Origin of the sequence: Solitalea lacus (assembly GCF_022014595.1) — a bacterium.
Lineage (GTDB): Bacteria > Bacteroidota > Bacteroidia > Sphingobacteriales > Sphingobacteriaceae > Solitalea > Solitalea lacus.
In genome coordinates this window covers 2,844,740-2,864,631 of record NZ_CP091740.1, presented here as the reverse complement: position 1 = coordinate 2,864,631, position 19,892 = coordinate 2,844,740, and the positions used below count along the sequence as shown (strand labels likewise).

Genomic DNA, 19,892 nt, shown 5'->3' with positions numbered 1-19,892 from the left:
ATATCCCTCTTAACGATGTAAATTGCTTTCTATTAAATATATACAAAATCTATTAAATGCGCTAATTCAAGATTTAATTAATGGGAGTTTAAATTATTTGATTATCCGAGTAAAATAATTTGAAAAAGAATAAAATGTCTAAGTAAATTTAATAGGTATTAACCTGTGGTTCTACCTCTAATATCTAAAAACTATGACTAATTTCTTTCCCAGTGATCACGATCATAAGATCGATTGTGACAAAGCCAAGAGTTTTATTGAAAAATTCGAAAACAATCATTACCGAAATGGCATTGTTTTTTCCTGGAACAAGTTGGAAAACGAGCCCCCTATGATTCCTAAATCAGAGGCCTTTAAACGAGATGCTATTTTGCAACTGTTAGCAACTGACGGTTGTGAAGGCATAAGAATTTATTTTGGACAAGGAGAAAACGGGTATCAAACTGCTGAAAATCCACAGAAAGAACGATTTCATTTGATACTAGTGCCAATTGACATTGAAGGCAAGCCGATTTGGCCCAAAGCAATTGAATCCAAAGGTCTACAGGGTGGGCCACAAATTAACATCCTTATGACAGGAACAGGTGTTTCAGAAAGTGGAGACCCGATAGTGGTGGAAAATGGTTTGCCATGCCCTCCACGTTGTTAGAGTAATATTTATGCAACTTGATATTTGGTATTTAAGCTCTTACAGTATACTGCCTGCAACTTTACTAGGGATGGTACGCTATAAAAATTCAGATAAAAGCTACCATCCCTTTTTGTGGCTTTTATTTGTCGGCTTAATTGCAGAGTGTTTGAATATTATACTAGCCCATTTAATACATAACAACCTTATTGTTCATAGATACATGATACTTCTGGAATTTGGTATTCCAATGTATCAGTTTAAAGTTTGGGGTTTATTTTATAAAAAGAGACAACTATATTGGTCATTTTTAGCATTAATACTTATCTCCTGGCTTGTAGAAAGTATAATTAATAACAATATTTTTGACCTCCATTTTATTGGGGTAAATATCTACACCAAGTCTTTATCCGCTTTCCTAATTGGTATTTTAAGTATCCATCAGTTAAATAAAGTTGTGCTAACGGAGAAGGCTGCTTTATTCACTAATTCTAAATTTTTGATTTGCTGCGGATTCTTGATTTCTTTTATTTATTTGATGTTTCAAAGCATTTTTCAATTGTATGAATCAACAAGCAATGAGTTTCTTAACAAAATTATTGTACCATTTGCCTACGGCAACATTTTTGTAAATGTGTTTTTGTTTCTTGGGGCCGTTTATTTTATTCCCAAAAAGAAAAGGAATCTTTGGTTGTTGTAGTAGAAATGAGTGGTTATTTCACTAAAACAAACAATGGTTAGGGTTGGAACAGGATGTTTATGCTCTTGGATGAAAGTCAATAATGGTCTGCCGCAGAAATTCCCTGTCTAAATGGGTATAAATTTCAGTAGTGGTAATGGATTCGTGACCTAACATTTCCTGCACTGCACGTAAGTCGGCTCCGCCTTCAACTAAATGAGTAGCAAATGAATGGCGCAGAGTGTGTGGACTTATGCTTTTCTTGATTCCAGCTTTTTCGGCTAGGTCCTTAATTATTAAAAAGACCATTACCCGGCTTAATTTGGCTCCTCGGCGGTTTAGAAACACAATATCCTCATTGCCTGGTTTAATTTCTTGATGATTCCTGATGGTTTCTTTATAAATCAGCAGATGTTTAATTGCCTGGGCACTCATTGGAACCAATCGCTCTTTATTACCTTTTCCAATCACTTTAAGAAACTCATCACCAATATGTAAACCCGATAGCCTGAGGTTTACCAATTCTGAAACTCGTAAACCGCTACCATACATGGTTTCTAATATTGCTTTATTGCGTATTCCTTCTGATTTTGACAGGTCAATAGCTTCAATTAGTAAGTTGATCTCATGAACACTTAAGGTATCAGGAAGTTTTCGGGCTAGCTTTGGGCTTTCAAGCAAAAGGGTAGGGTTGTCCGTAATGATATCTTCTAACAATAGAAAATGAAAAAAAGATTTTAACCCTGAAAGCACACGGGCTTGAGAGCTTGCTTCCATACCCAGTTCGTTAATCCAGATAATAAATTCTTTAAAATGAGTAAGTTTAATGGATTGAGGAGTTAAGGATAACTGTTTATAATCGAGAAATTGAATAAGTTTAGTTACATCATTTACATATGCATTTACCGAATTAGGAGATAATGATTTCTCTAACTGTAAATACGATTTATATGCTTTTAAGTATGAACTCCACAACATAACTCTGCAGGTAAAAAGTAGGGTTGGAGGCAAATATATTAATTGTAGTTTTGTAGTGTTGATAATCAAAAATTATTATTGCCATTTTCGAAAGAAAATAGTCTTATAGGCAAATAAACATCTTAATTTTGTTTACATGAAACTACTTATTATTAACGGTCCAAATTTGAATTTACTTGGTAAGCGCGAGCCTGAAATTTATGGAAGTTTAACATTTGAGCAATATTTTGATGAGTTAAAAATTAAATATCCAATAATCGATTTGGAATACTTTCAGAGTAACATTGAAGGTGAATTAATAAACAAATTGCATGAAGTGGGTTTTTTGTACGATGGAATTATTTTAAACGCAGGAGCTTACACACACACATCAATTGCCATTGCCGATGCAATAGCTGCCATCAAAACGCCTGTAATTGAAGTACATATTTCAAATGTGCATGCACGTGAAGAGTTTCGTCATCATTCATATCTTTCAAAAAACTGTGCAGGAATAATTGTAGGATTTGGTATTGATGGTTACCGGTTGGCAGTTGAGAGCTTTCTAAAGGCTTAATTCATGTAGAATAGGAATGGTGCTTGTTGATTTACTAAACTTATCCCAAACAAAAAGCCCCTGAAAATTGCTCGTTCAATTCTCAGGGGCTTTTCTTAAGTGTAGTTGTGCAACAGCTACCGCTGTTATCCGTCGTGATTTAATATGATTGAATTAGAACATCAGTCGGAATATGTAAAACGTCGTGTAATTTTCTAATCATTTCAAGTGATAATTTTCTTTTGCGATTTAAAATTTCACTTGCACGACTTTTTAAACCCACAATGTTAGCCAAATCGTTTTGATTGTAACCCATTTGTTCCATTCTGAATTTAATTGCTTCGATTGGATCTGGTAAACCAATAGGGAAGTGTTCATTTTCGTATTGATCGATTAAAATTCCGAGTACTTCAAGTTCGTCACCTTCTGGTGTACCAATTTTAGCATCAAAAATCATTTCAAGTCTTTCAAGAGCTTGATTATAATCTGTATCCGTTTTTATAGGTTTAATTTCCATAACTCTTAAATTTCGTTAGCATTAATTTTATCATATTCTGAATGCGTCCCAATAAAACGAATCCAAACCATTTGATAATCATAATTTATTTTCACAATTAATCTATAATTATTTCCTTTTATGTTGAAAACAACACGATTATCATTTAAAATACTTGCACTTGGATATTCTTGCTTAATTCCGTTAGGATTTTTCCATGTGGCTTTACTTGCTTCCTGAAACCAGGACTTTAATTGTTGTTCGCAATCAGTATGTGATTCCCAAAAGTCCCTTAATATTTTTTTAGCAATTACTCTCAAGTTTCTAAGTTTTGGACAAAGGTAAAAATAAAGTTCCCAATACGGGAATTATTCAAAGATTTTTTCTGGCTTTGCGTGAAAAAAGGCATGGTGCGCGGTAAGCGAAAAGACTGAATAGAATCTTAGGTTTCTTCAACTCTAAGCTATGAAAATGAACGCCGGGGCTAAACAGGTCGACAGCAGAAAACTTCCTTCTTGCAGAAAAGGATGCTTACAATGCCTTTGAAAAGGCATTCCATAAAACCACCTAGCTTTTTAGTGGAGAAATATTCGCAAAGATTATTGAGAACAGTACGTAGTCGAGTATGTAGCTCCTAAAGAAGGGTGTCCGAAATATTAATGTTTAATGTACTGGGTATGTCGAACGGGATGTATGGTGATGTGAGGGGACAGGTAATCAAAATGATTACCTGCCTACTCGGTGGCACTGCATTAAATTATAGCCGCAAAACCTTTTATAATTGCTGTTAAACGTATTGCATCATAAACACGAGCTTGTGTACTTTCATGCTTTAAAACTGAATCCTCGTGAGCATTTACGCACATTTCACATCCATTTACTGCCGAAATTGCTAAACTCATAAGCTCGAAAAACTCTTTGCCTAAAACAGGATTCATCATCACACTCATTTTAATACCGGCAGGTGTTTGGTTATAGAAGTCTTTGTTGGTATAATGACGGAAACGGTAAAACACGTTATTTACATTCATCATTGATACAATAGCAACCGTTTCAGCCAATTCATCAAGAGTGGCACCATTGTCAATTGCCATTTGTTCAAATACAGGAATTAAAACGGTGTTTTTCTCATTGATTGCCACAGACAATGCGAGTAAAGCAGTTTCTTTTTTTGTAAGATTTGGATAATTCAATGCATTTTGGACATTAATTTTCAAATCTTTTAAGTATTTGCTATCGGCTTCAGCCAATTTAACCAGCTCTTGCGAAATACTATTTTCGTTGATATTTAATTGCTCCAATAACGAAGCTAATGTTTCATTTTTTACTATTATCATAAAATTTTTTGAAAGGAATTAGGAGTTTTGAACTGTGGTAAAAGAGTTCAAAACTCTTTATTATTTATGCCTTAATTGTTTCTTCTCCTTTTGTCCAGTTGCAAGGGCATAGCTCATCGGTTTGTAATGCGTCTAACACGCGCAATACTTCAGTAACATTACGGCCAACACTTAAATCATTTAAACTTACCCAACGAATAATTCCATGAGGATCGATGATATAAGTCACACGGTAGGCAACTTTTTCATTGGCTTCTAAAATACCCAATTCTTCAGCTAAGGACTTTGAGGTATCTGCTAACATTGGGAATTTAAGATTACGTAAATCATCGTGGTTTTTTCTCCAAGCCAAGTGAACAAATTCACTGTCTGTTGAGGCGCCAATTAACTGAGCATCACGATCTTTGAAATCCTGATATTTATTGTTAAATTCAGCAATCTCGGTAGGACAAACAAACGTGAAATCTTTAGGCCACCAAAACATTACCATCCATTGGTTAGCATTAATATGGTCTTGTGAGGTGATATCGTAAAACTCACTGCCTTTTTCAATTGATACAACAGCTTGTTTTTTAAATTCTGGGAATTGTGAACCTACTGATAAAATTCTGTTTTGCATGTTAACTTTCTTTTGATTGTTTTTCTTTTTGATGTTGCAAAAGTGAAAGTTCTTGAATTATAATTCAAATTGATATTTTTTATTTAATAATAGATAAAATCTATTTAATTACTTAAGTGTTTGAGAATCAAATAGAATTAACCTGATAAAATCCTTTATATTGTATAATAATTGACAACTATGAAAAAATTAGATTCAGTTAGCCAAATAATGACCAAATCAGTTGTTACTGTTAGCGAGGATGATGGACTGCAGGAGGTGGTGAAACTACTGAAGACTCATTCAATAAGGCATATTCCAGTGGTGAAAGGGCAGGAGGTAAGTGGAATAATTAGTCGAACGGATATAGACCGGTTGACATTTGGTTCCTTGTTTGATAATCAGGATAGCTCTGAAGATGCCATTTTAGAAATGTTAAGCATTGGACAGGTAATGACTTCCAAGCCTCATACTGTTACACCAGAAATGTCAATAAAAGATTTGGCAGAAATTTTTACTAATGAAGAATACCATGCTTTGCCGGTTGTTAAAAACGGCGAATTAGTAGGCATTGTAACCACAACAGATGTAATTAGGTATCTTCTTGAACAATATAACTAGACGGTGAGTTAAAGGTCAGTGAAAACTTTCTTCTTCTGAGCAAAATAAGCCCAAACAATGCTGCTTTTCCAAAAGCCATTGGTATTGGGCATTTGTACTTTTGTACGCTTTCTAGTCCATTTTTTGAGATCCAAAAGAAAGTGGGTATGCGCCTTGTTTATTGAAATGGCATGCTTGAGTTTTCCTTCGGCAATAAATTTAAACCAGGCTAGTAAATCAAGCCAAAAACGAATAAACAATACTCCAAAAACGTTACCTGAAGGTAAGTTTTTGCATAAAATGGCCAGGTTGTTTCTGAAATTGAGGTATGTTTTAAACGGACTTTCAGCCTGTAATGTTCCGCCTCCTACGTGATAAACCTCTGAATTTGGACAGTACACCACTTTAAATCCCTGGTTCTTTAGGCGCCAGCATAAATCAATTTCCTCCATGTGGGCAAATAAGTCGGCGTCCAAACCTCCAACTAAATCGAAATACTTTTTCTTGATGAACATAGCGGCGCCTGATGCCCAGAAAATTTCTGAAGAAGATTCGTACTGACCTTCATCTTTTTCAATTGAATCAAAAATACGTCCTCTACAAAAAGGATAACCCAGGTAATCAAGGTATCCACCTGCCGCCCCTGCATATTCAAAGTAATCTTTGCGGTTAAAATCTTTTAATTTAGGTTGAGCAATGGCAATCAATTCATCTGATTCCATTTGTTCAATAATCGGCTCAATCCAGTTAGGTGTTACTTCTATATCTGAATTTAACAGAACAAAATAATCGGCATGAACACGGGCTAAAATATGGTTGTACCCCCCTGCATAGCCATAATTTTGGTCATTAATTAAAACAGTAACTTGTGGAAAGTTGGTTTTTACATATTCCACTGAGCCATCGGTCGATGCATTATCACCAACAATTATTTCTAGATTTTTATAAGTTGATTGAATTATCGAAGGTAGAAATTGCTCAAGAAATCGTTTTCCGTTCCAGTTTAATATTACTACTGCTACTCTGGGCTGCATTAGGTATGTTTTTTATTTATTAGTAAGAAGTTTTAAAGTAAACACAGCTATAAATCTTTGTTTACTTTAAAGCATTTATCATTTATGAATCTACTTATTTCCATCTTCTGTGCGACCACAACCAAATGTCGGGTTGTTCATGAATTACTTTATCTAAGTATCTAATATGTGTTTCTGTAATTTCACCATCAGCTGTATCTTTAGGATTCTCAAACAGCGGTACATATGTAATGGCATATTTACCTCGTTTTACTTTCCTGAGATCACAAAACACGATAGCACTATTAGTCATTTTAGCAATTTTTTCTGTTCCTAAGAATACATAGGTTTCTTGGTTGAGAAATGTTGTTTTATATACACTTTCTCCCTTGCCTGGATATTGATCACCTGCAAGAATTAGATTAAAAGGTTTATTACGGTATTCGGTTAATTTTCTAAACGTTTGTTTCATTGGAACTAAAACCGCACCGAACCTTGTGCGCATGTTTAAAACCAATTTGTCAAAATTTTCATTTTGCAATGGTTTGTAAACTATTAATGACGGATAGGTGAAAGCGTTACTATGAGCTAAACATGCCAATTCCCAATTAATCATATGGCCAACAACACCAATTACGCTTCTACCGGCATCATGGTAATTCTTTACTATTTCTTTATTGCTAACAACAAATACTTCGTTTAGCTGCTTTTCAGAAATGGTTAGCATTTTAACACATTCCAATAGCATATCGGTAAAGTTGCGATAAAATTTGCTTGCAATTGCCTTAATTTCTTGATCAGATTTGTTGGGAAAGCTATTTTTTAGATTGGTTAGAATAACTTTTTTTCTGTAACCCACCAAATCAAAAATGATTATCTTAAAAAAATCGGAGACTAAATATAGAATAGGAAAGGGGAGTAGAGCGATTAAATAAAGAAGCGGAAGAGCTAAATAAAAGGTAATTTTTTTCAATTCGATATTATTATATGTGGCAACAAATATAGGTTATTGAAAGATTATTGATCTGTAATAACTGTTTCTTTACAAAGAAATGAACATTGAAGCAAAAAGTTAAAGGCTCACATTAAAATTTCATTAATTTTGGCCCGATGGAAACCGGATTAATTCTCCCTTCGTGCTATCTGCCACCTGTAAGTTGGTTTGCTGCGGTAATTCAGCATACTGGACAAGAGATAAAAGTTGAAAAATATGAACATTTTCCAAAGCAAACTTACCGTAACAGAGCTCATATTTATTCACCAAATGGTTTATTGGCCCTGAGCATTCCGGTGGTAAAAGGATCTAAGAATCATACCAAGCTTAAAGATGTTAAAATAAGCTATGATGCCAATTGGCAAAAAATCCATTGGAAATCATTGGAAAGCTCCTATAGGAGTTCTGCATATTTTGAATTTTATGAAGATGAATTAAGACCTTTTTATGAAAACCGATTCGAGTTTTTATTCGACTTTAACGAAAAGCTAAACGATTTTTTGTTTAAAAGTTTAAAACTGAATAAGCAATACAATTATACCGATAACTACGAGGCAACCTACGCAATGGGCGTATCTGACTTAAGAGAACTGATTCACCCTAAAAAAGAGGCCTTAGTAAAAAGTGATGAATACTATCAAGTATTCGCAACGCAACATGGCTTTATTCGTGATTTAAGTGTCGTTGATTTGATATTCAATCATGGAAATCGCGCGCTTGAAATCATAAAAAAAGCAAAAGTTTAACGCTCAATAGATTTTTATTATACTTGAAGCCTGAAAGCGGAAGAAGAAATACCTTGTTTTTGACCCATTCAGGCCTCTTTTCATTAAACCAAATTATCTAATACTTTCAATAATGGCTGAAGTAAGACACAACTGGACGAAAGAAGAAATTGCCGAAGTTTATAATACTCCGCTGATGGATTTGATCTATCGCGCGGCAACAATACACCGTGAAAACGAAGATTATGCTGAAGTGCAGATCAGCAGTTTACTTTCTATTAAGACCGGAGGTTGCCCGGAAGATTGCTCTTACTGTCCGCAAGCGGCACGTTACCACACAGATGTGGAAGTACAGGCATTAATGCAGGTTGACCAAGTAATATCAGCTGCTCAAAAAGCGAAGGAGGGTGGGGCCTCTCGTTTATGTATGGGGGCTGCTTGGCGTGAAGTGCGTGATAATCGTGACTTTGACCGCGTTTTGGAAATGGTTAAAGCAGTAAATGAACTTGATATGGAAGTTTGTTGTACTTTGGGTATGTTGAACGAAAATCAGGCTCAACGCTTAGCTGATGCTGGTTTGTATGCTTACAACCATAATCTGGATACATCAGAAGACGACTACAAACGAATCATTACCACTCGTAATTTTGATGATCGATTAAATACAATTGAAAATGTGCGTAAAGCTAAAATTTCGGTTTGTTCTGGAGGGATTGTTGGCTTAGGTGAAACGACTGAAGATCGTATTTCAATGTTACATACCCTGGCAAACATGCCTAAACACCCTGAATCAGTTCCAATTAATGCTTTGGTACCTGTAAAAGGAACTCCTATGGAAAATCAACCACGTGTACCAATTCAAGATATGGTAAGAATGATTGCTACAGCTCGTATTGTAATGCCTAAATCAGTGGTTCGTTTATCTGCTGGTCGTACGGAAATGAGCATGTCGGATCAGGCATTGTGTTTTATGGCTGGTGCTAATTCAATTTTTGCCGGTGAAAAATTATTAACCACTCCAAATCCGACTTTTAATGAAGATATGCAAATGTTCGATATTTTAGGTTTAACGGCTCGTGAATCGTTCAAGGAACGAAAAAAAACGCAAGCTGTTGTGAGCTAAAATTCTTTTTAGATATTATATAAAACCTCAAGAAATTGAGGTTTTTTTGTTGCCAAATAAAAAATCAAATTGTTTTTATTGTTAAAAGTATTTCATTAAATGAAAAAATATTTACTTATAGTAATTGCATTAACTTTTGTGTTAGTATCGGTTAAAACATTTGCCCAAACCAATTTTGTTCCCGGATATATTATAAAAAAGTTTAACGGAGATACAATTAAAGGAGAACTGGATGATCGAAATTGGGAATCCAATCCGTCAAAAGTTACTTTTCGCCAAAGTGGTGGTGGTGCGGAAACAACATATACTATCAATGAAATAATTGCTTTTGGTACAGATGAAGAATCTTATAAGCAGTTTACGGTTGATATGAATGTTGGAACCAAAAATATCAACCAGATGGAACCTAATGTAATGCCAATTAACGTAAAAGATTCAACTGTTTTTTTGCACTTACTGATAAAAAGTGATTATGATTTATACTTGTTTCATGATAAGCTTGCAGTTGATCACTTATATATTGTTGATCATGAGGGAAAAGCAAAAGAGCTTATTCACCAAAAAGCATTAATTGAGCGAGGTGGAGGAAGTTATGTTGCCGAATTAAACACATTCAGAGAGCAATTAATAGGCCTTTTAAACCCCAAACCATCACTTGCCGCTAAAATTAATACTGTATTATTCGGAACAACAAACATTGTAAGAATATTTGAGAAGCATAATGAAGAAATAAGTAACCCCAATAAGATTGTTAGGAGGAATACTCCATTAGAATTTGACGTATTGGTAGGTTTTAATACTATCAATCCATCATTTAGTGGTGGAGGTAATGTCCTGAGTTTGCCTTATAAATTTAAAAACTCTTTTAGCCCCACTATAGGAGTCGCCCTTACGTATTATCTGCCTCGTAATCGGAAGCAATTTTCTATAGATAATCAATTGATTTATAGTTCGTATTCAACAGTTTCTGAAGGATCTTATAAAATTGATGAGTTTCATAATGTCTCTGATCTTCGAATAATGGCTAGTTATATTAAAATGGTTAATCTGCTTAGATATCAATACCCGAATGGACTTATAAAACCCTTTATTGGTTTAGGTATCTCTAATGGCTTTGCAATAAATGTTGATTATAATTATTATTCAGAAAATACTGTTGTGGCAAGTCATTCAGGACGTCTACCATTTTTTAATGAATTTAGAAAGTATGAGCAAGCATTGGTTTTTGCCTTAGGTGCAAATTATAGAAAATTCAAGTTTGACCTACGAAATGATCGCTCAAATGGAGTATCACCTTACTCTGGAGTAAAATCAAGTATCAATTATTACCAGTTTTTAATAAGATATACGATAAAATAGGACTTTCAAAATAAAACCGTCTCTGATAACGACGGTTTTTTTACTATATATTAATTTCCTATAATTAACATTACCGTTAAGGAAGAAAGAAGAAAAGCTCGTTTTTGATGCTTTAAAGGCCGTTTTTGAGATTCAAGAGTGCACGCGTTTTTGGCCTTGCAGAATAGCTCTAATCTAAACAACAAAGAAACTGAAACGAAAAAACAATAGTTAAAAGAAAATATTTTTTGAATGCTTTTTTTGAAAAGATAGGAGGGGTTTGTTTGTGCAAAGTTGCGCACTATTTTGGATACTGTCTTTTGTGTCAACGACAACGCAACGAATGTGGTTACTAATATATAAAATATTAATGCTTAACTGTTAAAATAGTTCATTACAAACTCCTTTACCTTAATTAGTGCATCCTTTGCATCCTCTACATTGTCAACTAATTGATCTCTGTGAGTAGCAATGCACCCTTGTGCAGTATACCTTGAATCTATTGATAACCAGTATAATGATTGATAGGCAGTAAAACAGAGACGTGAAACAGGTTCACCATTTCGATTTTGCATCACTTCGGCCCTTTGCTTATGATTGTCAACCGTAATTCCATGTTCTAAGTAAAATGCTTGAATATAGTGAACGGCTATATAAAAAATGACTGTAATTTTCCAGTCATTGTAATCATCAGGAGAATGGTTTTCAATAAAGGCTAAGAACGTTTCGTTATGTTGAGCCTGATTAATATGTCTATTCATTAATGACTCAACTCTATCTCTTTTATCATTTGTATTTTATCTTGGTTCGCTTCTCTTGTGAATCTTATAATTAAAGGAAATTGCTTACCAAGTTCAGTTTTTTCATAATCATCTTGAAAATCGAAAAAAGGTGCACGACTTTCTAATGATCTATCCTTTAAGATTACATCATAAACTGATAGTCCACCCTCACTTTGTACTCTATATGCTTTTTTAATATTCTCTTTGTGAGTAGAAAAAAGCTTTTGTACAATTACATCTATAGTTTGCTTAATCATTTCTAGATTCCTATTGTAATTATCCGCAACCAAGTCTAATGGATCTTGGTCTATTACTTTTTTAACAAATTCAGCCAATTCGGTGCTTGCTCCAATTTCATGTAGCTGTTGACTGAATTTTGCACTCTGAGCCGCATGTGAAAAGAAAGAATGAAGAAGGTCCAATACTTGAACTACATCCTCTCCTTTAAATTTCAATTCAGGTTTATGTGTAGCTGCTTTCATTTGTCTTTGGTATTCTAGTATATACATTAATATACTATTATATAGTATTATATACTAATTATATTTCTATGGTAATATATAATATTACTAAGTGTTACTAAATATTACTTAGTGTTACTTGTATTACTAAGTGTATTACAAATTGTATTACCGTGCACAATTATAACAATTATTAATTATTATATATAAATATCAACAACATTAATACCATATGAAATTGAATTTTGTTTTATAATACCTTTGCTAAATCTCCAAAAATGTTTTGCTATTTGTAAAACCTTTACTTAAAATAGCTCCATTATTAAAACAACGACTATGAAACGTTTACTTATTCTTTTTGCCATTATTGGCGGTATCTCCGTTATTTATTTTGTAACTCAATCCAAAGAATTTAAGAAGCCTAACTATTACACGGCTTCCGACTGCATTAGCGTGAACGCTAAGTATTTAGCTGATAAAACATTTGGCGGTATAAGTAATGTAGACTTAACCTTAGTAAATAAAGTTGATGAAAAATTCGACTATATTGAGGTTAAAGTAGACTATATCAAAGAAAATGGGGAAGTTTTTAAAAGTGAAATTGTACCAGTTCAGGATATGTTTTCGCATGATGCAAAATATGTACACGCGCCTGATAGTCCGAGAGGAGTAAGTATAAACGTTTCTATTTCTAAAGCTGTGAGCACTGAACTAGGAACAACCCTTTATTAATTCAGGAACAATATATTTGCTGTTTTTTGTATATTAATGAACTAGAATCCATAACATCATAATCTAATTCACTATGACACAGGAAGTAAAATTGACCTTTATACTTCAATATCTTTATAGTAAGAAATTTGATGGGGGGTATCATTCCATTATTGAAATTTTGCAAGAAAAAGGAATTGAAGTAAATATTAACGAAAGCAATGCCCTTGCGAGGGAACTTGAGCATAAAGGTTTCATTAAGGCATCAATTACAAAGGATGGAGCGTCCGCATTTATCACTTCTGAGGGAGTTGATTATATTGAAAACATGCAATCATAAAACCTATACAACGACAATGAAAAAGCTACTGCCTTAATTATCTTATTATTTTCCTTTTTTGCCGTTTCGGCGCAATCTCTTAAAGTTCCCAAAGGCTTAACCTTTACCGTTAAAAACAATGTGGTTACGTTGGTAAAATTATCATTCGCCGGGGCGTATTTAGTTAGAATTTTACGCGGCGTTCTAATTTATAAACATTAATCGGAACAATTTCCGCCGCTCTGCTGTAGCCGTATGTTGAAACGGCTACATCGAACGATGTTAAGTGGTTGACTAGCTGAGAGAGCAGATAAAGATTATAAGTGTCTTTTATATCCTTTTATTAGAATAGCCAATGTTGGCGGTAGAGTGAATAAATTACAGATAAAAAGGTGTTTACCTCAAATAGGCAATCTTGTAAAAAACGTGATGTATCGGCGGCGAATGCTTCAGCAGATCGTTTTGAAGAAAATTCAATTCTAGCGCCGTTACCTAAAAATAGCTGGTAAATGCCTTTATCCGTTTGCGTGGCTACGCTCACAGATAGTTGTTTCATTTGTCGTTGTATAAAGTGTACAAAAATCACATTCATTGTTTAAACAATTGTTTTTGTTCTGCTTAAAACGTCAACTTTTTACTTTTCTTTTTTTCCTATAATTAACATTATGTTAAATAGAAAATCAAAATATCTTCCCTTACATCCTTTATTCAGTCTTTTAATTAATTAGTACAGATCTCATTGAAATGGAACCTAAATCCATCCCCTCTATTGGGAATGACACGTTTTCATTGTCTTTCATTAAGCCTATGGTGTAGATTAACGGGATATAATGTTCGGTTGTTGGGATTGATAAAAGTGCGCTTTTACCAAGACTTTCAAAATTTATTAATTTACTATGGTTGTTTTGTATTAGCAGCTCTTTTACAGTTTCATCAAATTCATTAGCCCAGTCATAACCGCCTTGTTCATGAAAATTCACCATTCGTAAATTGTGAACAATATTTCCGCTACCAATTATTAAAACGCCCTTAGAACGTAAAAAATTAAGTTCCTTAGTTAGTTCGTAATGCCAGCTAATGGGTTTAGTGAAGTCAATGCTTAATTGAAACACAGGAATATCAGCTTGAGGAAACATTTTTACTAAAACAGACCAAGTCCCATGATCCAAACCCCATTCGTGATCGAGCTCAATTTGAGCAAGTTTAACTTGCTGTTTTGTTAGTGTAGCAAACTCAACACTGCCCGGTGCCGGATACTCTACTTCGAATAATTGCCTTGGAAAACCTCCGAAATCATGAATGGTACGCGGTTTTTCCATAGCAGTAACATAAGTCCCTCTGGTTAGCCAATGGGCAGAAACAACCAAAATTGCTTTTGGAACTGCAACCAACTCCCCTATCAATTTCCAAGCTTTTGTATAATCGTTTTCTTCAATTGCATTCATAGGGCTACCATGACCTACAAATAAAGCAGGCATTATAGGACTGTTAGTTGCAGTTGTTAACGACTGTACCCAGCTTTTTAAGGTTTCCATTTTTTCTTTGATTTCTACAAATATACAAATACATGTTTAAACATTTAAATTTATCTAAGTATTTAAGCTGCTTAAATTCAAAATTTCCACGTCTAATTCTAACTTTAATTATTTTTGCGCCAAAACATAATAAAATGCGGAAACTGAAATTGGATGAATTGAACAGGGTAAGTGTTGAAGAATTTAAGGATCAAGAAAAACTTCCTATTGTTATCGTTTTAGATAACGTTAGAAGTATGAATAATATAGGTTCGATTTTCAGAACATCCGATGCCTTTGCACTTGAAGGTATTTATTTATGTGGAATAACGGCTCAACCTCCTCATCGTGATATTGAAAAAACAGCTTTAGGAGCAACACAATCAGTTGATTGGTTTTATTTTGCTACTACTGAAGAAGCGGTTGCTGATTTACATGCTGAAGGCTATGAAGTACTTGCAATTGAACAGGCTGAAAACAGTATTATGTTGCAGGATTTTAAACCTATTAATGGTAAAAAATATGCGTTAATATTCGGAAATGAAGTGAATGGTGTTGGAGACGATGTAATGAAAATGGTTGACAAATGCCTTGAAATTCCTCAGTTTGGTACCAAACACTCTTTTAATATTGTAGTAAGTATGGGTATAGTTGGTTGGGACTTTTGTTCTAAATTAAAATTAAGTTAAGCTTAAATAAATCACAAAATGCCTCAAAATCCACTTCATAAAAAGTTGAGAATTCAGCCTGGTAACCAACTTTTATTGGTTAATGCCCCAACAGGTTTTATGTCATTAATAGAACCCTTACCAGAGGAGGTTACACTTAATTTTGAATTAAAAGGATTAAAGAATGATGTTGTGCTCCTGTTTGTTAAAAATATGGAGGAACTGATAAGAGACTTAAGTGTCGTAGTTAATGCCTTAAAGCCAAATACAGTTTTCTGGATTTGTTATCCAAAGAAAACTTCAAGCATTAAATCGGATTTAAGTTTGATGGATAGCTGGAAAGAACTCGACGAATTTAAATTGAGTGGAGTGGCCGCAGCATCTGTTGATGATACCTGGACCGCTTTGCGTTTCAGACCTTATGATCAGATTAAGAAGTCGGAGGTGTGTAATGAAGAAATTAAGCAAAATGAGTTTTCTGAATTTATTGATGTAGAAAATCGTCAGGTCAACCTCCCTCCTGATTTGAATAATGCCATGCAATCACATCCAGCATCACTCACGGCATTTCAAAAGCTCTCTTACACCAACAAAAAAGAATATGTACTTTGGATTTTAACAGCCAAACAAGATAAAACTCGTGTGGCAAGGATTGATAAAGCAGTTGAAAAATTGATTTTAGGGAAGAAAAATCCTGCTGAGAAATAGCAAATATAACCCCAGTGTTGCAAAAAAGCCATTAGGCGAAGCCACAGCTAAATATTCACTCTGAAGAAAAATTGATGGAGCTTACAGCGGTATAATTATAATTTTCTGTTTTTCTTTTGTAACTCTATAAATTCATCCAAGGTATTACAAGGCAGAATACTTCCTTTCGATTTTACCTCTAAGATAAATGTATCACACTCGGCTTTAGTAAAAATTTCCTTATGATAGGCTTCTAAAAGGATGTCCATTGTGGTGAGGTAGTGAATACCATGTAGTGAACAATAGGCACTAATATCTTTAAGATTACTGCTTGCAATAAATTGTTTTTGATGCCTTGCAACCGCCATACAGGCACTTTCTCCTTCACCAAATTTTTTCGTAAGCAGAGCATATTCTACAATTATTTCACGTTGGGAAGGAAAGGAATTATAGGCACTTTAGTCATACTAAGAAAATTGACAACCTGAGTTTCTATGCTTTTACTTCTGCACAATTCCGTCTTTACTTTATCAAGCATCACAAAGCGGTTAGGGAAAATTTTAGATAGCGTCAGAATTTGCCTCCATTGATAAAGTGCCTGACAACATCAGAATCCAATAGTATTTTAGGCTTCTGGTTATTCTTGCTCATTGTCATTAGTTATCCTAGAAATGTCCACACCAATATCATTCATCAAACTAATGAAATGGGATTCAGATATAGTGCCCTTATCAAACAATTTTTTGGCTCTTACCCCATAGTCTCCTATAACAAGGTTCTCATTACCTTTTTTATACAAAGTATCATCATAACCAAGCATTAAAGCGCTAGCAATGACATTTTTTGTATACGCTTCATACTTGGAGTAATCGATCAATCCCAGTTTCTCTAACCTAATTAATAATGCAGTTCTACTACAGGCAAAATATTGTTCTATTTTTACTAGAGTAGACAATGAGATCTTATTTTTTGAAAGTTCTTCTTTAGGAATTAAAGAAAGTATCCCATCCTCAGGCATTAATAAATAAGCGGCAAACCAATCTGCTTCAAACTCAGTTTTATCTTTTTTATCGAATCGTCCAGCATGGCTTACTTCTGCAGTAAAGTCTTTTTGTATAAATAAATGATACAGTTCATGGGCGACCGTAAAATGTTGTTTGCTCAATCGATGTTCTGAATTTATGATGATAAACTTCTGCTCACCTTGCTTTACCGCCATGCCAGAGAAATTATCGCTCAAGGGCCTAAATAGGGCAACGACTCCAAGTTTAGGTAACCAACTTTTTAGCCGAATAGGCTCACTTACTCCAATGCCTTGGATTAATCTAAACTGAGATGCTTCTACTTGCAAATGATAATGACTAAGCATGAGTTTCCAGTTCTATAAGCTTAAAGTAATTTTTAACAATCTTTCTGAATTGCGCTATCTGATGTAAGTCACTTTCTTGAATACCTTCAGCCCTAAAAGCAAAAGCAATATTTGTCTGGATTTGATCGTTGTCCGTTTCAAAAAAATCGGCAAGTTCGGCACCGTATAAATCAGCCAGTTTTTCTAAGACATCTAGGGGAGCTACTCTACTATCATTTTCATAATAACTCAACATTTCCCGTTTCACTTCCAGAAAAGAAGCCACCGACTCCTGCGAAAGATTATTCCTTTCACGGAATGCTTTTAAAATTGCACCGGTTGTCATAAGTATTGATTTGTTATTGAGATTTGTTAATGATGTTACAAAATAATACTTTTTTTAGTTTTTTATCAAATTTGTAACAAAATATGTATGCAAGTTTTAAAGTTGGTATGCATCAATCTCTCCCCGCAAATCCCAAAGGAGGCATAAGGCATTGTATTTTTTTGTCCCTATTCTTAGGACAGTAATTATTAAGATCTTTAAAAATTGCTGTCCTAATTTAATCACCTATCCTAAAGTATTCTACATTTATCCTAAGAATACTATATTTGGCGCGTTAACCTAATCAGTACTAAAGTTATATGCTATTACCCAAACCAGTTTTAAACAAACTAGTTTTTACACTTTTCTTTCTGTTTTTGTCCCTTTCAAATCTGCAAGCTCAAAATTCCTACATACAAGTAAATGGCGAAGCTGGATTATCCGTTTTCCTGAACGGACTGTTCAAAGGAAAAACTTCAGCAGATATTGGTGGATATGTAATTGAGAATGTATCACCTGGCCAGAATAAATTGAAAATCGTCAAGGATGGTTATGCGCCTTACGAAGAAGTCGTTACGGTAAAAGCCGGAGAAGTACTTGCTTATAAAGTTAAGCCGTTTTCTAAACACACAGTATTATTTTCCGAGCAGGGAAATTCCCAGTCAACAAATGAACAGGTTAAAATTGAAACCGGTAAACTAATCATACAATCTGTACCTATCGAAATCAAGTTGTCCATTTCTAATATTGAGAACGCCGATAACCTGTCCAAAACTAAAGATCAATGGTTGGCTGAATCTGTTCCTGCCGGGAATTATACCATTGAGTTTTCACTTAACGATAAGAAAATTAAAAAGATTGTTGAAATATTGGCTAATGAGACTACTTCCGTATTCGCCAACATGTTAAGCAGCGAAATCACTGTTAAAAATTCAATTGAAGAAAGAAAAGTACGAGAAGAACTCGATGCTAGGAAAGTTTTGGTATTCGATAGCCTTGCAACTCTATGTAAATTCAATTTTAGAACGGAGTCTGATTTTAGAAATCAAAATCCAGGAATAACTAAAAAAATGAATATTACAACCACAGAAAATGGCGCGACGGTTTATCTTAGAAATCCTCAAAGTTTTAAATATGAGGGGCCGTTCTCATTAGCTATTATAAAAGGCTCATTAGCTTATTCACATTTGTTACATATAAAAAATGGGGATATTGAAAAAACGAGGACTTATTTTAATGAATTAAAAGATTGGATGCTTTCAATAGTTTCAAAGGAAGATGTTAAAGAATCAAACGGCACATATTTTATTAATTTTCAAAAAAGTTCCGTCTCGATTCAAAATGGTGATATTTTTGGAAAGGGTTACATAATTGTATCTTTTTCTACCACCACAAACTAGCTAGAATGTTTCTTTTCTATGAAGACTTCAAAACTTATAACCAACATTTTTTTTGCGGCACCTTTCATTATCGCAGCCTGTACGCCAACGACAGCAAAGCTTCATTATGCTGACAAGGTTAATATGGATACGACTTATTCTACTTCGACAATGGAGTTAGAAAGCGAAAGAATACCTGACAGCGTTTTTCAAATGACCAACTTGCGATACTTAGCTATAAATGGGATGGACTGCGATTATGGAAGTACAAATTGTTGGCAGATTAATGAGATTCCGAGTAACATTAAGAATTTAAAAAATCTTAAGGAGCTCGGCTTAACGCTAAACGCCATTACGACCATTCCAAAAGAATTGACAGAGCTTAGCAACTTAAAATCAATAGACTTAACGGACAATGCAGGTTTGCAGGATATTAACAATCTAACTAAACTTAAAAACCTAGAATTCTTGTATCTGTATGGATGCAGGTTAACAAAGTTGCCAGACAATATTAGCGACTTAAAAAATTTAAAAGAGTTAGGACTTGTAGGCAATAGTCTTGATAAGAATGAACAAGAAAGAATTAAGAAAGCTTTGCCAAATTGTGTTGTTAAATTCTAAAATTTAAGGTTGTTAGTTGATTATCAATATGTT

The 19,892-nt window shown here is 34.1% G+C and carries 27 protein-coding genes; 13 read left to right on the top strand and 14 right to left on the bottom strand.

The features are described from left to right. Positions 1-193: 193 nt before the first annotated feature. A complete protein-coding gene (locus tag L2B55_RS12380; RefSeq protein WP_237846097.1) occupies positions 194-649 on the top strand; it encodes a hypothetical protein in 456 nt (151 codons plus the stop codon). A gap of 202 nt (positions 650-851) precedes the next feature. Next, complete coding sequence (locus L2B55_RS12375) at positions 852-1,328, top strand: hypothetical protein (protein ID WP_237846095.1); 477 nt, start codon at positions 852-854, stop codon at positions 1,326-1,328. 57 nt (positions 1,329-1,385) lie between these two features. Here the strand turns inward: L2B55_RS12375 and xerD are convergent, their stop codons facing one another. Continuing rightward, positions 1,386-2,285 (bottom strand): site-specific tyrosine recombinase XerD, encoded by a 900-nt coding sequence (xerD, locus tag L2B55_RS12370; protein WP_237846087.1) that lies wholly within the window; start codon positions 2,283-2,285, stop codon positions 1,386-1,388. Positions 2,286-2,421: 136 nt separating this feature from the next. Between xerD and aroQ the strand changes: the two genes are divergently transcribed. After that, entirely contained in the window at positions 2,422-2,841 is a 420-nt protein-coding gene (aroQ, locus tag L2B55_RS12365) for a type II 3-dehydroquinate dehydratase (protein ID WP_237846085.1), read from the top strand. 139 nt (positions 2,842-2,980) lie between these two features. On the opposite strand, the gene L2B55_RS12360 is transcribed toward aroQ, so the two are convergent. From L2B55_RS12360 to L2B55_RS12345, 4 genes are all read right to left on the bottom strand, one after another. Continuing rightward, positions 2,981-3,337 carry a helix-turn-helix domain-containing protein gene (locus L2B55_RS12360; protein ID WP_237846082.1) on the bottom strand — a complete coding sequence of 119 codons (357 nt, stop codon included), beginning with the start codon at positions 3,335-3,337 and terminating at the stop codon, positions 2,981-2,983. 5 nt (positions 3,338-3,342) lie between these two features. After that, the gene (locus tag L2B55_RS12355) at positions 3,343-3,636 is read right to left on the bottom strand and encodes a type II toxin-antitoxin system HigB family toxin (protein WP_237846070.1); all 294 of its coding nucleotides are present in this window, start codon (positions 3,634-3,636) and stop codon (positions 3,343-3,345) included. Between the two features lie 432 nt (positions 3,637-4,068). Further along, positions 4,069-4,653: a carboxymuconolactone decarboxylase family protein gene (locus tag L2B55_RS12350; RefSeq protein WP_237846069.1), complete on the bottom strand. Its 585-nt coding sequence runs from the start codon at positions 4,651-4,653 to the stop codon at positions 4,069-4,071. Positions 4,654-4,717: 64 nt separating this feature from the next. Beyond that, on the bottom strand, positions 4,718-5,272 hold the full coding sequence (locus L2B55_RS12345) for a peroxiredoxin (RefSeq protein WP_237846063.1): 555 nt from the start codon (positions 5,270-5,272) through the stop codon (positions 4,718-4,720). A gap of 180 nt (positions 5,273-5,452) precedes the next feature. Between L2B55_RS12345 and L2B55_RS12340 the strand changes: the two genes are divergently transcribed. Beyond that, a complete protein-coding gene (locus tag L2B55_RS12340) occupies positions 5,453-5,872 on the top strand; it encodes a CBS domain-containing protein (RefSeq protein WP_237846062.1) in 420 nt (139 codons plus the stop codon). 8 nt (positions 5,873-5,880) lie between these two features. Here the strand turns inward: L2B55_RS12340 and L2B55_RS12335 are convergent, their stop codons facing one another. Together L2B55_RS12335 and L2B55_RS12330 are read right to left on the bottom strand one after the other, a co-directional pair. Continuing rightward, the gene (locus L2B55_RS12335) at positions 5,881-6,885 is read right to left on the bottom strand and encodes a glycosyltransferase family 2 protein (RefSeq protein WP_237846060.1); all 1,005 of its coding nucleotides are present in this window, start codon (positions 6,883-6,885) and stop codon (positions 5,881-5,883) included. A gap of 94 nt (positions 6,886-6,979) precedes the next feature. After that, positions 6,980-7,837, bottom strand: coding sequence for a lysophospholipid acyltransferase family protein (locus L2B55_RS12330; RefSeq protein WP_237846058.1), 858 nt, complete (start codon positions 7,835-7,837; stop codon positions 6,980-6,982). Between the two features lie 137 nt (positions 7,838-7,974). On the opposite strand from L2B55_RS12330, the gene L2B55_RS12325 reads away from it, so the two are divergent. The 3 genes from L2B55_RS12325 to L2B55_RS12315 all read left to right on the top strand — a co-directional run bounded on the left by L2B55_RS12325 (position 7,975) and on the right by L2B55_RS12315 (position 11,065). After that, the gene (locus L2B55_RS12325) at positions 7,975-8,604 is read left to right on the top strand and encodes a WbqC family protein (RefSeq protein ID WP_237846056.1); all 630 of its coding nucleotides are present in this window, start codon (positions 7,975-7,977) and stop codon (positions 8,602-8,604) included. 112 nt (positions 8,605-8,716) lie between these two features. Then, positions 8,717-9,706: a biotin synthase BioB gene (gene bioB / locus L2B55_RS12320; RefSeq protein WP_237846055.1), complete on the top strand. Its 990-nt coding sequence runs from the start codon at positions 8,717-8,719 to the stop codon at positions 9,704-9,706. 99 nt (positions 9,707-9,805) lie between these two features. After that, the gene (locus tag L2B55_RS12315) at positions 9,806-11,065 is read left to right on the top strand and encodes a hypothetical protein (protein WP_237846053.1); all 1,260 of its coding nucleotides are present in this window, start codon (positions 9,806-9,808) and stop codon (positions 11,063-11,065) included. Positions 11,066-11,418: 353 nt separating this feature from the next. Here L2B55_RS12315 and L2B55_RS12310 read toward each other — a convergent pair whose 3' ends face one another. Together L2B55_RS12310 and L2B55_RS12305 are read right to left on the bottom strand one after the other, a co-directional pair. Beyond that, positions 11,419-11,805 carry a hypothetical protein gene (locus tag L2B55_RS12310; RefSeq protein WP_237846051.1) on the bottom strand — a complete coding sequence of 129 codons (387 nt, stop codon included), beginning with the start codon at positions 11,803-11,805 and terminating at the stop codon, positions 11,419-11,421. Further along, positions 11,805-12,308, bottom strand: a complete 504-nt coding sequence (locus L2B55_RS12305; RefSeq protein WP_237846049.1) for a hypothetical protein — start codon at positions 12,306-12,308, stop codon at positions 11,805-11,807. The genes L2B55_RS12310 and L2B55_RS12305 overlap by 1 nt, the downstream gene beginning before the upstream one ends. Positions 12,309-12,623: 315 nt before the next feature. Between L2B55_RS12305 and L2B55_RS12300 the strand changes: the two genes are divergently transcribed. Beyond that, the gene (locus tag L2B55_RS12300; RefSeq protein WP_237846047.1) at positions 12,624-13,019 is read left to right on the top strand and encodes a hypothetical protein; all 396 of its coding nucleotides are present in this window, start codon (positions 12,624-12,626) and stop codon (positions 13,017-13,019) included. A 73-nt stretch (positions 13,020-13,092) separates the two neighbouring features. Further along, complete coding sequence (locus L2B55_RS12295; protein WP_237846045.1) at positions 13,093-13,338, top strand: hypothetical protein; 246 nt, start codon at positions 13,093-13,095, stop codon at positions 13,336-13,338. Positions 13,339-13,660: 322 nt separating this feature from the next. Here the strand turns inward: L2B55_RS12295 and L2B55_RS12290 are convergent, their stop codons facing one another. Further along, entirely contained in the window at positions 13,661-13,873 is a 213-nt protein-coding gene (locus L2B55_RS12290; RefSeq protein WP_237846042.1) for a hypothetical protein, read from the bottom strand. Positions 13,874-14,033: 160 nt separating this feature from the next. After that, complete coding sequence (ygiD, locus tag L2B55_RS12285; RefSeq protein ID WP_237846040.1) at positions 14,034-14,852, bottom strand: 4,5-DOPA-extradiol-dioxygenase; 819 nt, start codon at positions 14,850-14,852, stop codon at positions 14,034-14,036. Positions 14,853-14,986: 134 nt separating this feature from the next. Here ygiD and L2B55_RS12280 point away from each other — a divergent pair, with 134 nt between their 5' ends. After that, positions 14,987-15,520 carry a TrmH family RNA methyltransferase gene (locus L2B55_RS12280; RefSeq protein ID WP_237846036.1) on the top strand — a complete coding sequence of 178 codons (534 nt, stop codon included), beginning with the start codon at positions 14,987-14,989 and terminating at the stop codon, positions 15,518-15,520. A gap of 18 nt (positions 15,521-15,538) precedes the next feature. Then, positions 15,539-16,207 carry a YdeI/OmpD-associated family protein gene (locus tag L2B55_RS12275; protein WP_237846035.1) on the top strand — a complete coding sequence of 223 codons (669 nt, stop codon included), beginning with the start codon at positions 15,539-15,541 and terminating at the stop codon, positions 16,205-16,207. A gap of 95 nt (positions 16,208-16,302) precedes the next feature. Here L2B55_RS12275 and L2B55_RS12270 read toward each other — a convergent pair whose 3' ends face one another. The 3 genes from L2B55_RS12270 to L2B55_RS12260 form a co-directional block, all read right to left on the bottom strand. Beyond that, positions 16,303-16,554: a hypothetical protein gene (locus tag L2B55_RS12270; RefSeq protein ID WP_237846034.1), complete on the bottom strand. Its 252-nt coding sequence runs from the start codon at positions 16,552-16,554 to the stop codon at positions 16,303-16,305. A gap of 269 nt (positions 16,555-16,823) precedes the next feature. Then, positions 16,824-17,537 carry an ImmA/IrrE family metallo-endopeptidase gene (locus L2B55_RS12265; protein ID WP_237846025.1) on the bottom strand — a complete coding sequence of 238 codons (714 nt, stop codon included), beginning with the start codon at positions 17,535-17,537 and terminating at the stop codon, positions 16,824-16,826. 10 nt (positions 17,538-17,547) lie between these two features. Further along, positions 17,548-17,880 (bottom strand): helix-turn-helix domain-containing protein, encoded by a 333-nt coding sequence (locus L2B55_RS12260; protein WP_237846021.1) that lies wholly within the window; start codon positions 17,878-17,880, stop codon positions 17,548-17,550. Positions 17,881-18,179: 299 nt separating this feature from the next. Between L2B55_RS12260 and L2B55_RS12255 the strand changes: the two genes are divergently transcribed. Both L2B55_RS12255 and L2B55_RS12250 read left to right on the top strand, forming a co-directional pair. Then, entirely contained in the window at positions 18,180-19,259 is a 1,080-nt protein-coding gene (locus L2B55_RS12255) for a PEGA domain-containing protein (protein ID WP_237846018.1), read from the top strand. Between the two features lie 18 nt (positions 19,260-19,277). Beyond that, entirely contained in the window at positions 19,278-19,859 is a 582-nt protein-coding gene (locus L2B55_RS12250) for a leucine-rich repeat domain-containing protein (protein WP_237846015.1), read from the top strand. Positions 19,860-19,892 lie beyond the last annotated feature (33 nt).

Coding starts and splice junctions, on each gene's coding strand:
- L2B55_RS12380 (WP_237846097.1), top strand. CDS start 194: ATGACTAATTTCTTTCCCAGTGATCACGATCATAAGATCGATTGTGAC.
- L2B55_RS12270 (WP_237846034.1), bottom strand. CDS start 16,554: ATGGCGGTTGCAAGGCATCAAAAACAATTTATTGCAAGCAGTAATCTT.
- L2B55_RS12280 (WP_237846036.1), top strand. CDS start 14,987: ATGCGGAAACTGAAATTGGATGAATTGAACAGGGTAAGTGTTGAAGAA.
- ygiD (WP_237846040.1), bottom strand. CDS start 14,852: ATGGAAACCTTAAAAAGCTGGGTACAGTCGTTAACAACTGCAACTAAC.
- L2B55_RS12275 (WP_237846035.1), top strand. CDS start 15,539: ATGCCTCAAAATCCACTTCATAAAAAGTTGAGAATTCAGCCTGGTAAC.
- L2B55_RS12325 (WP_237846056.1), top strand. CDS start 7,975: ATGGAAACCGGATTAATTCTCCCTTCGTGCTATCTGCCACCTGTAAGT.
- L2B55_RS12255 (WP_237846018.1), top strand. CDS start 18,180: ATGCTATTACCCAAACCAGTTTTAAACAAACTAGTTTTTACACTTTTC.
- L2B55_RS12305 (WP_237846049.1), bottom strand. CDS start 12,308: ATGAAAGCAGCTACACATAAACCTGAATTGAAATTTAAAGGAGAGGAT.
- L2B55_RS12350 (WP_237846069.1), bottom strand. CDS start 4,653: ATGATAATAGTAAAAAATGAAACATTAGCTTCGTTATTGGAGCAATTA.
- aroQ (WP_237846085.1), top strand. CDS start 2,422: ATGAAACTACTTATTATTAACGGTCCAAATTTGAATTTACTTGGTAAG.
- L2B55_RS12290 (WP_237846042.1), bottom strand. CDS start 13,873: ATGAAACAACTATCTGTGAGCGTAGCCACGCAAACGGATAAAGGCATT.
- L2B55_RS12360 (WP_237846082.1), bottom strand. CDS start 3,337: ATGGAAATTAAACCTATAAAAACGGATACAGATTATAATCAAGCTCTT.
- L2B55_RS12300 (WP_237846047.1), top strand. CDS start 12,624: ATGAAACGTTTACTTATTCTTTTTGCCATTATTGGCGGTATCTCCGTT.
- L2B55_RS12315 (WP_237846053.1), top strand. CDS start 9,806: ATGAAAAAATATTTACTTATAGTAATTGCATTAACTTTTGTGTTAGTA.
- L2B55_RS12375 (WP_237846095.1), top strand. CDS start 852: ATGATACTTCTGGAATTTGGTATTCCAATGTATCAGTTTAAAGTTTGG.
- L2B55_RS12260 (WP_237846021.1), bottom strand. CDS start 17,880: ATGACAACCGGTGCAATTTTAAAAGCATTCCGTGAAAGGAATAATCTT.
- L2B55_RS12345 (WP_237846063.1), bottom strand. CDS start 5,272: ATGCAAAACAGAATTTTATCAGTAGGTTCACAATTCCCAGAATTTAAA.
- L2B55_RS12340 (WP_237846062.1), top strand. CDS start 5,453: ATGAAAAAATTAGATTCAGTTAGCCAAATAATGACCAAATCAGTTGTT.
- L2B55_RS12250 (WP_237846015.1), top strand. CDS start 19,278: ATGAAGACTTCAAAACTTATAACCAACATTTTTTTTGCGGCACCTTTC.
- L2B55_RS12295 (WP_237846045.1), top strand. CDS start 13,093: ATGACACAGGAAGTAAAATTGACCTTTATACTTCAATATCTTTATAGT.
- L2B55_RS12310 (WP_237846051.1), bottom strand. CDS start 11,805: ATGAATAGACATATTAATCAGGCTCAACATAACGAAACGTTCTTAGCC.
- L2B55_RS12335 (WP_237846060.1), bottom strand. CDS start 6,885: ATGCAGCCCAGAGTAGCAGTAGTAATATTAAACTGGAACGGAAAACGA.
- xerD (WP_237846087.1), bottom strand. CDS start 2,285: ATGTTGTGGAGTTCATACTTAAAAGCATATAAATCGTATTTACAGTTA.
- bioB (WP_237846055.1), top strand. CDS start 8,717: ATGGCTGAAGTAAGACACAACTGGACGAAAGAAGAAATTGCCGAAGTT.